General features: G+C 40.2%; 9 protein-coding genes. 2 read left to right on the top strand and 7 right to left on the bottom strand.

What is annotated here, in order from left to right; all coding sequences use genetic code 11:
• Nucleotides 1-37: 37 nt before the first annotated feature.
• Genes BUA60_RS02945 through BUA60_RS02925 form a run of 6 tightly spaced genes read right to left on the bottom strand, consistent with a single transcriptional unit; the run spans nt 38 to nt 7,058 of the window.
• Complete coding sequence (locus BUA60_RS02945; RefSeq protein WP_072860229.1) at nt 38-1,321, bottom strand: DegT/DnrJ/EryC1/StrS family aminotransferase; 1,284 nt, start codon at nt 1,319-1,321, stop codon at nt 38-40.
• A 29-nt stretch (nt 1,322-1,350) separates the two neighbouring features.
• The gene (locus tag BUA60_RS02940; protein ID WP_072860228.1) at nt 1,351-2,442 is read right to left on the bottom strand and encodes a sialidase family protein; all 1,092 of its coding nucleotides are present in this window, start codon (nt 2,440-2,442) and stop codon (nt 1,351-1,353) included.
• A gap of 59 nt (nt 2,443-2,501) precedes the next feature.
• Complete coding sequence (locus BUA60_RS02935) at nt 2,502-5,072, bottom strand: glycosyl hydrolase 2 galactose-binding domain-containing protein (protein ID WP_084532465.1); 2,571 nt, start codon at nt 5,070-5,072, stop codon at nt 2,502-2,504.
• 12 nt (nt 5,073-5,084) lie between these two features.
• Nucleotides 5,085-5,315, bottom strand: coding sequence for a hypothetical protein (locus BUA60_RS22735; RefSeq protein ID WP_084532464.1), 231 nt, complete (start codon nt 5,313-5,315; stop codon nt 5,085-5,087).
• A gap of 17 nt (nt 5,316-5,332) precedes the next feature.
• A complete protein-coding gene (locus BUA60_RS02930; protein ID WP_031445978.1) occupies nt 5,333-5,548 on the bottom strand; it encodes a hypothetical protein in 216 nt (71 codons plus the stop codon).
• Nucleotide 5,549: 1 nt separating this feature from the next.
• On the bottom strand, nt 5,550-7,058 hold the full coding sequence (locus BUA60_RS02925) for a sodium:solute symporter family protein (RefSeq protein ID WP_072860227.1): 1,509 nt from the start codon (nt 7,056-7,058) through the stop codon (nt 5,550-5,552).
• Between the two features lie 460 nt (nt 7,059-7,518).
• Here BUA60_RS02925 and BUA60_RS02920 point away from each other — a divergent pair, with 460 nt between their 5' ends.
• Nucleotides 7,519-10,932, top strand: a complete 3,414-nt coding sequence (locus tag BUA60_RS02920) for a SusC/RagA family TonB-linked outer membrane protein (RefSeq protein WP_084532504.1) — start codon at nt 7,519-7,521, stop codon at nt 10,930-10,932.
• Nucleotides 10,933-10,960: 28 nt separating this feature from the next.
• On the top strand, nt 10,961-12,655 hold the full coding sequence (locus BUA60_RS02915; RefSeq protein WP_072860226.1) for a SusD/RagB family nutrient-binding outer membrane lipoprotein: 1,695 nt from the start codon (nt 10,961-10,963) through the stop codon (nt 12,653-12,655).
• A gap of 111 nt (nt 12,656-12,766) precedes the next feature.
• Here the strand turns inward: BUA60_RS02915 and BUA60_RS02910 are convergent, their stop codons facing one another.
• Nucleotides 12,767-12,973, bottom strand: a complete 207-nt coding sequence (locus BUA60_RS02910) for a YgaP family membrane protein (protein WP_031445982.1) — start codon at nt 12,971-12,973, stop codon at nt 12,767-12,769.
• Between the last annotated feature and the right edge of the window lie 18 nt (nt 12,974-12,991).

The raw sequence follows: 12,991 nt of genomic DNA, 5'->3' as shown, positions 1-12,991 counted from the left end.
CTGCATAAGTTGCCTAAGTGATGCAACCGATACTTCCTTAGTCCATCAATTCCCCCGCCTGGGTATAAATCTTTTTTATGGCCGTGGCCACCAAATCCATATCCGCTTTTGTTCCCATTAACACCTTGTGATGTACACAAACCGATTCTTCCTTAAAAATACGTTCACAGACCGGTAACGAAAATCTTTTTGGGTCAATGGCCTTCCAATAGGCATCATTTAATTTGTGTCTGGAAGGTTTTGTGTGCGGCACATACAATGAGCAATTATTTAAAGGCTCATAACAAGCATCCACTATTATGCCCAATTCCGCCTCCAGGGCAGACCGGAACTTCTCTATCGGCAAATTCTTGAACTTGCTAGAATCATATCGAAAAGCAAAATTGAAATAAGCCTTTTTAGTTTCCCGATCATCTCTTTTTAAAGGGGTCACCCCTTCTATTTCCTTTAAAAGCGTATTTAAATAAACCCCATTAGCGTCTCTATTTGCATTTTGTTCTGGCAACCTTTTTAAACCCTCTACCAGTATGGCTGCTTGAAATTCGGTAATCCGATAGTTACCGGACTGAATAAAATTACCGTCATCACCATAATCCCCTATCCCTTTGTCCGCACCAATAAGCGAATCTCCTTCAGGTCTGCGACCCACATTTCTTAGGGCATCCATTTTCTCGGCTAAATCGGTATCATTTGTAGTAATAGACCCCCCTTCACCAGCAGTTAAATGTTTTGATAATTGAAAACTGAAACTACCGGCATTACCGATACTTCCCGCTTTTTTACCTTTCCATTCACCTCCGTGCTTATGGGCACAATCCTCTATTACATAAAGATTATGTTTTTTGGCAATGGCCATTATCGCATCCATATCCGCAAAAGCACCGTACAAATGTACTGGCATAATAGCCTTTGTTCTTGGAGTTATGGCCTTTTCAATTTCTTTTGGATCTATACACCAGGTATCCTCACAAATATCTACCAATATGGGAGTAGCATTTACGTCGATTACGGTGGCAGCAGTAGCTTGCCAGGTTAGGCCAGGGACAATAACCTCATCACCAACCCCTATACCCAAGGCTTCCAGCGCAATTTGCATGGTTATGGTACCATTTACAACACAAATAGAATGTTTTGTCCCTGTATATTCCGCAAATAGTTTATTGAACTCCATTTCCTTTGGCCCATTATAGGACCAAACTCCACTATTCAGGACCTCTATGAGAGCAACTTCCTCTTCTTTCCCCCAAACCGGCCATTTAGGCCAGGGATTCTTATTGGTATCGCGACTAGGTATGCCGCCATTTATTGCTAGTTTTTTCATTGTCAATGGTTGTTATAAAGTGATTTCGTTTATAATTTTTCAGGGTCCAATACTACGTGTTTCACGGTCTTTCTATTCCATGTATACACTATATGTATCATTCCGTCAGGGTTTTGAATCAGGGTGGGGTACGAATATTCCTCTCCCTTTTTGTCTGTTGTTGCCGTTAAGGGTTCCAAATCCAACACTCTCTTCCATGTTTTACCGTCCTGGGATAGGCCTACGCTCAAGGGAACCCTATCCTCGGATTCAATGGTGGTAGGATTATAGATCAATACATGCCGACCATCTTTTAGGGTAAGGGCATCAATCCCCGAGTCAGGATTGGGAAGATCCGTAGCAGTCATTTCGCTCCAGCTAAGTCCCCCGTCATAAGACCAATTTTGCCCAATAGTTCCCTGATAGGTTCTACTTAATAATTGGATGGTATCCTTACCGTGATCTAGAATAGCCGGTTGTATGGCCTTAAATGTCTTACCATCGTTCAAAGGGGCCGTTTTGGTCCATGTTTTGCCAAAATCCACACTTCTTTCCAAATGAATTTTATGGCCCTCCGTCTCGCTTTCGGTACTGGAGGGAGATAAAATATCCCCATTGGACAAGGTAACGGGCCTATTCTTTATTGGTCCCAAAATACTGTCTGCCAATCTGCTAGGGGCAGACCAACTAAGCCCATCATCCTCAGAGGTCTTATACATTCCCCACCAATATAATGGATCAGGGCCAACTTTGTAAAAGAGTATCAAAGGCTTATTTTCTGGTTTAAAAAGAACAGGGTTCCAACACGGATATCTAATTCCGTCTTCCTCCACGCCATTGGCTACTTCAACCGGGGTTGTCCATTTATCCTCAATTTTTCTAGAAACCCAAATACCCACGTCATTATTTTTTTCCTCCGTTCCTCCGAACCAGGAAGCTACCAGTGTGCCATTGCTGACATCTATGGTTGGGGCATGACATTGTGGTGTTAGCCCTTGGCCTATGGGGTAAATGTACTCTTCAAGGGTTATGGCAGCATGCTTATCAGCCGTTTCAGATCCATTTACCTTTAGCTGTTCCTTACAGGATCCGACCGATATTAGAAGGGGTATAGCTAGTAAATATTTTGTCCAAATTAGCATAGTGACACTGATTAAATATTAAGTAATCCAAACTAGGAAATGGACAATTAATAAGGGTATTAAATATTCCATCCCTCCACCTTCAATTCTGCCTCGGAAGTCCCTTTAAAATTAGCGCAAACCATGCGTTCTTCCCCTGGTAACAAGTTTATGAAATTATCCTCCCAGAATATGGGCAGTATAAGTTCTCCAGTCTTTTTATCCACTACCTTAAGGTTGATTAAAAATGCTATATGCTCACTGTTGTTCTTAAGTTCTACCTTGATATTTTGTTGTTCTCCGTCCTGCTCAAAATAATGTGACTGCTGCAACTGGGTTTTAGGCAATTCATTCAACTGTGTGAAGTCCGCATATACCTTGCTGGGGGTGTGAAAGGCGAATGGCCCTAAATCGGCCTCATAGTCCAACACCTCTTCTTTGGTGGATAGCCAATAAAAATTATTGGCTATTTCTTCCCCTTTTTTATCCAACAAACGAAGATCTACAAAATAGGTAGTTGTTAGCCCTTTCAGTTCCCCCAATGCCAAAATAGATTTTGATGAATCTGGATCCATGGTAAAATTGACCCTATCTTCAAACAATATTTCGGACCCAATGGAATAAACTCTAATATGGGCAGATAAATTTTCTACCGACCTAAGGTGGTCATTAATGGCATAAATATGTTTGTCACCATAATTGTAAATAAGGCTTAATGGCAAACAAGCCTTTTGGGTAGCATAAAAAGCAGCTGTTGGGTTTAGGTAATAGTCGTACAACTGCCAATACATCTTTGGCCATGCCGCATTCAGCATCCATTGGACAATACCCGTAGATTTCTTTTTATTTACCTGAAAAGCCTCGAACATAGGCCGCATAAGCTCATAGTTCATGGCCTGGGCCTTTTTATCGAACTCTTCCAAAGATTTTGGAGCCCCATATTTTTCCTCAATAGCCTTGTTAAATCTACTGAGATCGGCAAACTCATACCGTCCGCAATGGTAGTTCCAAGCATCCCCCATAGGCCATAATTGCTCCTGAGGAATCATTTTTTTTAAACTTTCCAGTTGTGGTACCTGAGCTCCAGGACCAGTTTCCGTATTGAATCCATAGGCACCACCAAATTTGGTATCGGTAAACCAATAGACCGGGGCAGTATAGGCATAAGGACCCAACATTTTTACGCCGGAAGATCCACTGATCTCACTAATGACATCCTCGCTGCCTATAACATGTTGATCACTTCCCACTCCACCTGTAGAATTTAAATAAGGCCTTGTGGGGTCATATTTTGCGAAAGTATCTATATATTTTTGTTCCAATTCCGTAATCGGCACCTTGTCACTGGCAACGGTCCAAACAAATATACTGGGATGGTTGCGCAACCATATCACCTGATCCTCCCAAGCTTGGGCAACATGGGAAATATGCTCTGGCTTGTATACACCACCGAAACGCTCATTGACGGGTACCCCCATATGGATCTCGTGTTCCCAATGACAGCTCCATCCTACCATTAACAAAATGCCATGTTCATCACAGAGGTCGTAGAGTTTGTGGTCCTTGCCCCAGAAGCCTTCCAAACGAATACAGTTCAGATTCATTTGTTTTACATACTTCACTTGGGCTTCAATGCTTTCATCGGTATCCATTAAAAGCAAATCATCCGTCCAGCCAGCACCTTTAATCAATACCTTTTGCCCGTTTACCTTATATCCTCGATGTATTTCATTTAACCAATAATCCTGTATATCGCGAATTCCAAATCTCAGCTGTGCAGTATCCAAAACCTCCTCCTTGGCCACAAATTTCAAACCCAGATCATACAGATCGGGATTCCCCAAATTAATGGGCCACCAAAGTTTTGGCTCCTTAAAATTAAGACCCACAAACTCCGTACTATCAAAGGTGATCAGCTCTTTCTTCTTTGGCGCTAAGTTTATGCTTTTCTTGAATACTGCAGCACCTATGGTGCCTATTAAATCTCCAGTAATTGCAGTGTTGGAATAATTGATCAATTCTGCCGAAACAGTTATATCGGCCTCTTTCAAGGTTTCAAGATTTACCTTGGTCTGCACAAAGGGTTTTTCAATTTGCACGCCACCATGTAGATGAAGGGTTACAGGCCTAAAAATACCCATATCCCCATCTGGTGGGGAAGGATTCCAATCTACAAAGCCTATACTAAAATCGCCAGGTTGGGGCGGAATTACCTCTATGGCCAAAATATTGGATCCACTTTTGATATTTGTACTTACATCAAAAGAGGTAATACGAAAGGCCCCATCTATAACGGAGGCATCGGCAATGAGTTGTCCATTTAACCAAACATTGGCCTTGTAGTTTATACCATCAAATTTTAGAGTGCCAAACCCGTTGGATTGCTCCTTTGTTAGTTCAAAACTAGTAGTATACCACCAGGATACTTTAAACTGTTCTGTTGGAATGGTCTTTAAATTCTCACCAAAATAGGGGTTTTCGTAAACCTTATTGGCTACCAAAGTGCTCAAAACGGTTGAAGGAACCACTGCAGGAAACCAATTTTCTGAAATTGTGGCCTTAGTGGAGATTTCACTCCCCTTTTCCGAAACTTTATTTGAACTCTGGATTCTCCAATTATCCGATAACTTTATTTGGAAAGACTTCTGCATTCTTTATCTTTTTTATTCCTTCTTGGATTTTAATTTCTTAATGGTACTTTTTGCCTTCCACATCATTCCTCCTCCGATAGATATTAGTATTAATCCTGCAACCATATCGGTCATATGTTCTACAAATGTTTCCGTAAAGATCATGGCAAAAAGTACGATAACCCCAAAAGCCATAATGAAAAATCCAAGAGCATTGTTAATTTGAGCGGCCTTTAATGCCGCATTTATTTCATTTGTCTCCATACTTGTTTTTTAAGGGGTTAAAAATGATTATAGATCGATGCCAAAATACAAAGTACGGCTATAGACCATAGTTTTAAATTATTCCACCAGTGCCGATCTTCCTTGGCAATACCTTGGTAAACATACTCTGTAGGCAATAACAGCACCAATAGACCTATTAAGGCATACAGAGAAAGAAATATCATTTTTGCAGTTTCTTGCGAAACACCGGAAAGCCAGTCAAAATTGAACATATTACAGTTTTTTATTTTCCACTAAAATTTTAGAACTAAACACCAAGCCTTTAAGTTGTTCTTCGGTGTGCTTCTTGGTAAGCAAACTAACTACCACATTAATTATAAATCCTAATAGGAAGGACCACCAGGAAATATAGAGAAAAGGATCTTCTATGGTAAAGAATTGCTCCTTAAATACATTTAGATAAATAGCAAAACCAATACCTATGACCAATGCCGAAAGCCCTCCCCATTCCGTAGTTCGTTTCCAAAAAATACCCAATAGTAGGATGGCGAATATTGGACCTTGGAAATAGGACATAAAGGTTTGTATGGCCACATAAATCCCGGGGAAATCACTGCTAATGGGCGAGGTAGCAACTCCGATGAGCAACAACACCAAGGTCGTGATCTGTCCAACCTTTAAATAATGTTTGTCATCGGCCCCTTTTTTAATAAACGGCTCGTAAATATCCTTTGTAAATAAAGTTGCCGTGGAGTTCAACAAAGAATCCACACTGGACATTAGCCCTGCAAAAAATGCAGCGAACATAAGTCCGACCAAACCAGGAGGCAGAATGGATTTGATCATCATGGGAAGTGCCTGATCCCCATCTTCCAATCCAGGATGTACCACCACTGCCATAAGCCCTGGAAACAACACCAAAATTGGAATAAACATTTTAAGGGCAGATCCAAAAATCATACTCGCCTTGGCGTGCCATTCGTTCTTGGCAGTAAGGCAGCGCTGCACTATAGACTGGTTTCCTATCATATAAGCATTGGCCATAACAAATGTTAGGCCGAACAAAATTCCAGTCCATGGGAAGGGCGATTTAGTATCCTGCGGTTGAATAATATCAAAATGGTTACGATACTCTGGTCCCATTGTGGCGATTTTATCTACCATATTATCCCAACCTCCCACTTCGTAAAGACTAAGAAAAACTAGGGCAAAACCTCCTATGAACATTATAATGAACTGTACCACATCGGTCATAATTACGGCGGTAATACCCCCAAAATAGGTATAAAGACCAACCACGCCCGCTGTTGCAACTATAGAAATCCAGATGGGCCACCCCATAAGTACATTTAATAGCACCGCACTGGCCCAAAAAAGAACTCCCAAATCCAAGGCAAAAAACAGGATCCAGGTAACCGAGGCTATGGTCCTTACCTTTTGGTTATATCTTCTTCCAAGGTATTCCGGTATAGTATACATACCACCTCGCCAGAAATAGGGAATAAAAATAAATGCGGCCAACAACATGGCAGGGACGGAACCTACCCAATCAAAGTTGCCGACAGAAATACCATATCGATAAGCTTGACCGGACACCCCTACAAAATCCAATGCCCCTATATCCGATACAACAATAGACATACCAATAGCCCAAAAGGGTAAGCTTTTGCCTCCTAGAAAATAGTCTTCGGAACTATTGACAAATTTTTTGAAATATAGCCCTAATAACAACATTCCTATTATATAAGCTATTACTATAAAATAATCTATACCTGCTAACATCGTTTGGCATTTTGGTTAATTACCTACAAATTAAATTCAAATAGAGATGATTGAATAAGTAAATCTTATTGCATTTGCATGGTATATTGACATAAGACCAAGTTTTTTAACTTAATTCTTGATAATTAAGTTAAAATTATAGCAGTTTGGACAATAAATAAATATCCCCCAATGAATATAGATAGTACCTAACCATACCTATATATATTATGCTACTACCCATTTAACCCTAAAATAGGTCTCCAGATAATTAAGATCCAATAAGTGAATTTTACGTTAAAGAAACATTCTTGCCCGAAATCAAACATATCTTAACCTAAAATTATCATTATTATAATATTGACCCCTATAGAGGTAATATTCCATAAGTATCTAATAAAATACTATGCTTTTTGTCGATTATTTTACAATAGATTTGTTAACGAAATGCTAATTACTCAACCAATTAATAAAAATGAATATGAAAAAAAGCAGCTTGAAATTTTTGACTTTCCTTTTGTTCAGCATGGTTTCCGGAATCATGTTGGCACAACAAGGTGTAACCGGAGTCGTCAGCAGTGATGATGGCGAATTACTCCCAGGAGTGTCCGTGGTGGTTAAGGGAACTACCACTGGTGTAACCACCGATTTTGATGGAATATACAGTATTACTGTTCCGAACAGTAGTGCTGTTTTGGTATTTTCCTATTTGGGAATGGAAACAAAGGAAGTAGCAGTTGGCAACCAATCTACCCTAAACGTTACCATGGCAACCTCATCCGAACAATTGGAAGAAGTTGTAGTAACCGCTCTTGGTATTTCAAGGGAAAAGAAATCCTTGGGGTATTCTGTAAGTGAAGTAGGTGGTGATGCTCTGGACAATGTTCCCCAAGAGAACGTTTTAAACGCTCTTTCCGGTAAAGTGTCTGGGGTGAATATCAACTCTACCGGTGTTGCAGGTTCTACTGTAAACATTAACGTTAGGGGTGCAGCTTCATTATCCAGTGACAACCAACCATTATTTGTAATCGATGGTTCTCCAGTAATTAATACCGCCAACAACATTACAGAGATAGGTAGGGATAACAAAGTGGATTACGGTAATGCCATTTCTGATATCAATGCAGACGATATTGCCAGTGTCACTGTTCTAAAAGGGGCCAGTGCAGCAGCGCTTTATGGTTCCAGGGCAGGTAACGGGGTTATATTAATTACAACCAAGTCTGGTAAATCTAAAAAAGGATTGGGAGTAACAATTAATTCCAGTACTGTTTTTGATATTCCCAGTCGTTTCTTAGATACCCATACTAGGTTTGCGACAGGTTCTAGACCTTATACCGAAGATAATTTCCCAGCGAATTCTTATGGAGCCATAATCATTGGTGAAACTGCTTCAGCATGGGCAGGTCCTGAGCTGGACAAAGGCATCATGGCAATCCAATGGCCTTATAGCGCAGAGGAAATTGCTAGTGGTGTTCCTGTCCCAAGGGAATTGAAGTCGTACAACAATCCTAAGAATTTCTTTCAAACTGCCATTACAACAACCAATAATATCTCTATCCAAGACAATACGGAAAAGATTAATTACAGGTTGTCCTATTCGGATATGAAAAATAAGGGAAACATCCCAAATACCGATTTAAACAGACATAGCATCAGCCTAAATTCTTCATTAAAGTTAAACGATAAATTTACAGTTAGTACTAGTCTTAACTATACCAAATCTGGTGCGGACAACAGACCTGTTGGTAACCGTGGTGCCAACGCAATGCAGGCAGTTTACGAATTGAACCCGCATATTGATGTGCGCCAAATGAAGGATTACTGGTTGCCAGGTTACGAAGGTATCTTCCAAAATTCGCCTTATAATTTTGGGGACGATCCAACAGAAACCGAATGGAACAACCCTTATTTCCTAGCTTACGAGAATAACAATGGTTTTGAAAGAAACAGGTTTTATGGTAATGTAAAAGGAGAGTACAAGATCACCGACGATCTTACGGCAATGGTTCGTTATAACATGGATGAAATTAACGAAGTAAGAGAAACCAAATTGTCCAAAGGCTACACTGGGGATATGAATGGAGCCTACGGTATCAACAAAATCTTTACAAATGAAACAAATGTCGATTTCCTATTAACTTATGCCAAAAGATTGGAAGGATGGGATTTCTCCATATCTGGAGGAGGTAATAAAAGGGTTTTAAAAGGAAACAATTTGCTAAATTCCACAATAAGTAGAGGATCAGGTCTTTTAACACCAGGATTGTTCACCTTATCCAATATTGCCAACGACAATTTAGTTTATTCTTATAACAGTTACGAAAAACAAGTAAACAGTTTGTACGGAATGGCTAGTATTGGTATTAAAGATATGTTCTATGTAGACGTTACAGGAAGAAATGATTGGTCCAGTACCTTGCCAGATAATAACAATTCCTATTTTTACCCTTCTGTATCCACTAGTTTATTGGTTAATAAACTTCTTGGTTTTGGCAATGGGGTATCCTTACTTAAACTGCGTGCAGGTTATGCCGAAGTAGGTAACGATACTGGAGCATACAACCTACAACCTACTTTAAATGGAGGTACCTCTTGGGGATCAGGATCTTTGCTATCCGTACCTTCTACACTGCTTAACCCAGATTTGAAACCAGAAAGTATTTCATCTTGGGAAGGAGGAGCCGATTTGGCCTTCTTTAACAATAGGTTAAGTATGGATTTCACTTATTATACTGCCGATAACGAAAATCAAATTTTTGGAATTGCTCTTCCTATCTCCTCAGGATATAGTTCCAAGAACACCAATGCCGGTCTATTGAGAAGTACTGGTGTAGAGGCTGGTTTAAATGCTAACATTATAAACTCCAATGATTGGCGTTGGGATATGGGCTTCGTATTTAACAGAAACAGAACCAAAGTAATTGAATTGGCCGAAGGTATGAATTCCATTACCTTTTGGACAGATGCCCGTGGTGGTGCTATAACTTGGGTTGGTGAAGAAATAGGAAATATTTTTGACGCTGCCCTAGTGCGTGTTGAAGATCCAAACTCACCTTATTTTGGCTGGCCTATTATTGATGATTCTGGTTTCGAGAGTAGCGACAGAACTAGAGAAGACGCTGACGGAAATAGAGTTGCCCCAATAATTGGCAACTTTAACCCAGATTTCAATTTAGGGATGACCACATCGGCCTCCTATAAGAACTGGAGCATCTCCATGAATTTTGACTGGAGAAAAGGTGGACAGTTTGTTTCACAAACCCACAGATACGGGGAATCTGATTTACATACCCAAAGATGGATAGATAAGTTGCATAATTTTAATGATATTTCCGATGTTCCTACCTATTTAAGAGAGAATGCAGACCGATTCTTATCGGAAGATGGTGAATTCTATGTATTGGTAGGTGGGCCTACAGCAGCAGATGGTGGTCTTCCTTATACCGAAGGTGGAATTACATTGAACGATGGTGTATTTATGCCAGGTGTACAAGGAGATTATGACGATGATGGCAACTTTATAGCTACAGCGGAAAACCTTGGTGGTCCTGGAACCGTTGTTACTAGATACCAAGATCACTACGGATGGGACTTTACTAGAAATGCAACCTTTGATTCCGATTTCGTAAAATTAAGGGAAATTTCACTTACCTATTCCGTGCCAAGTAAACATATTAAGCGAGTTGGTCTTCAAAATCTAAATATATCCTTATTTAGCCGAAACATTATCCTATGGACCAAGGCGGATATAGGAATCGACCCTGAGATGGCTTTCCAGCACGAATCAAGTACTCAAGGAGGAAGTGGAATCCAATTTAAACAAGGTATAGAGCGATTCAACATTAATCCCTTTACCATTCCAATAGGTTTCAAACTTAACGTAAGTTTCTAATTAGGCACTAAATAAAAAACAAAAGATCATGAGTATAATAAATAAGATATTTAAACTATTTCTCGTAGTTTGTCTACTGTCCGCTACTTCGTGCGACAATGAACTAACAGAAATTAACCAAAACCCCAACGGGGTAGATCCTAGCCAAGGCAATCCAAGTTTTCTATTAACGCAAGTAATGGTAAATACTGCTTTGGACGTAGGTAGTAAGGGCTATAGTGGAGAACTATCTGCCTTTGTTCAATACACCCAAAAAGATTCTTGGGGAAACAACAATTACGATTGGGATGGTAGTGGATGGAACACCTACTACGGAAACCTGCGTAGTGCTAAATTGGCACTACAACGGTCTCAAGAATTAGGTTATACCTTACATGAAGCTATTGCCCAAATATTAATGGCGCAGAACTTTGTTTCTTTGGCAGATTACTATGGAGACGTACCTTATACTGATGCGGTACAAGCTGATGAGGATGTTATTCTACCTACATACGATTCCCAGGAAGCAGTTTATAAAGGGGCTATAGCTGATTTTGTGGCTGCTGCTGCTTCAATATCCAACAATATGGGTAATCTAGAGGCTTTTGGTGCCAGCCAAGATATTTTCTTTGAAGGCGATGCCGAAAAATGGATGAAATATGCCAACTCCATGGCCCTAAGGTATTATATGAGATTGTCCGAAAAAGACCCATCTTATGCCCAAGCTGGGGTAACTGCCACATTGGCGAAACCTTTGATCAGCAGTGTTGATGAGGAGTGCGCTTTGGCCTATATAGGTACATCTGATGCAACTGCCCAGCCAAGTAACAGTTCTACAGGAGGAGCATCTGCCTTCAATCGTGTTAAGCCTTGTACTACTTTTACCGATAGATTACGTGAACTTGATGACCCAAGGGCCAACGTTTGGTTTGCACCTGTTGCAATTCCAATTAAAGTTGTGGCTGCCGCAGACGTTCCTGGTGGAGAAGATGACGTAGTTGTAGATGGAGTACGTTATATCAATGAAGAAACTCTTGCAGATAATGGTTTAAAGATATATGACAAAAATACCTGGAAAGCCGATCGTTTGGCTGGATTAAGTCTAGTAGATACCAGTAGTACCTATGTGGGTATCCCAGTATCGTATCAAGGATCAGAGCCATATACTTATAACCTGAACCCTAACCCTGTACAAGGTGGAGGCAATGTACATGTTTCATTAATGAACGATCAGTTTAAAGAAGCAAGTGGTGAGTTTTTAAAAGCCCGGGTTATGTCCTATGCAGAAGTTTGTTTCTTAAAAGCAGAAGCTGCTCTAAAAGGTTGGGGATCAGATGCTGAAGGAAATTATAACAAAGGAGTACAAGCATCTTTGGACACATGGGGAATTGGTGATGAATATGCAGATTATATAGATAATGCCGAAGTTGCCTATAACGGAACACTGGCCCAGATCATGGAACAAAAATGGATTGCCAACTTTGCTACCGCTTCTGAAGCCTATTTGGATTGGAGAAGAACTGGCTTACCTGATCTTCAGACAGGTCCATTCGCCCTATCTTCAGTAATCCCGGTTCGTTTTCAGTATCCTGATGAAGAAAGGAATATTAATGAGGCCAATTACAATGCAGCATTATCCTCATTGGAAACAACCAGCCATACCAACGATGTGCCTGGAAAATACGAAAACGATACGCCTTGGTCCAAACCATGGATACTACAAGGAGTTACTAAGCCTTGGTAAAAAAGATTGAGTTTTATTTATTGAGTTTTGAGTTAGTTTTAGAATGCCCCGGTTTCCCGGGGCATTTTTTTATATTATAGTTATGGCTAAGCCCACTACGCTGTATGACCCTTATACGGTACAGCTATCCCCTTCCTTTTTTACTCCCAATTTGAACAAAATCTTTTCCATAAGGCACCATTGGGTAAATGCAGATTGGAAAAGGTTTACCCCAACAAAAACGGTAAACCACAACCAATTTATGTTTACGTATACTGCCAAAACAACACTAATAACTACAAAAGCCCCGGCAATTGCCCTGATATATCTATTAATCATAATACTATTTTTTAAAGG

Source organism: Arenibacter palladensis, from assembly GCF_900129275.1.
Lineage (GTDB): Bacteria > Bacteroidota > Bacteroidia > Flavobacteriales > Flavobacteriaceae > Arenibacter > Arenibacter palladensis.
Note: the sequence above shows the minus strand (reverse complement) of the source record. Positions and strands in the feature narration are given on the sequence as shown.

Bases quoted from the DNA above. Each gene is read 5' to 3' on its own strand.
- BUA60_RS02945 (WP_072860229.1), bottom strand. From the start codon at position 1,321: ATGAAAAAACTAGCAATAAATGGCGGCATACCTAGTCGCGATACCAAT.
- BUA60_RS02940 (WP_072860228.1), bottom strand. From the start codon at position 2,442: ATGCTAATTTGGACAAAATATTTACTAGCTATACCCCTTCTAATATCG.
- BUA60_RS02935 (WP_084532465.1), bottom strand. From the start codon at position 5,072: ATGCAGAAGTCTTTCCAAATAAAGTTATCGGATAATTGGAGAATCCAG.
- BUA60_RS22735 (WP_084532464.1), bottom strand. From the start codon at position 5,315: ATGGAGACAAATGAAATAAATGCGGCATTAAAGGCCGCTCAAATTAAC.
- BUA60_RS02930 (WP_031445978.1), bottom strand. From the start codon at position 5,548: ATGTTCAATTTTGACTGGCTTTCCGGTGTTTCGCAAGAAACTGCAAAA.
- BUA60_RS02925 (WP_072860227.1), bottom strand. From the start codon at position 7,058: ATGTTAGCAGGTATAGATTATTTTATAGTAATAGCTTATATAATAGGA.
- BUA60_RS02920 (WP_084532504.1), top strand. From the start codon at position 7,519: ATGAAAAAAAGCAGCTTGAAATTTTTGACTTTCCTTTTGTTCAGCATG.
- BUA60_RS02915 (WP_072860226.1), top strand. From the start codon at position 10,961: ATGAGTATAATAAATAAGATATTTAAACTATTTCTCGTAGTTTGTCTA.
- BUA60_RS02910 (WP_031445982.1), bottom strand. From the start codon at position 12,973: ATGATTAATAGATATATCAGGGCAATTGCCGGGGCTTTTGTAGTTATT.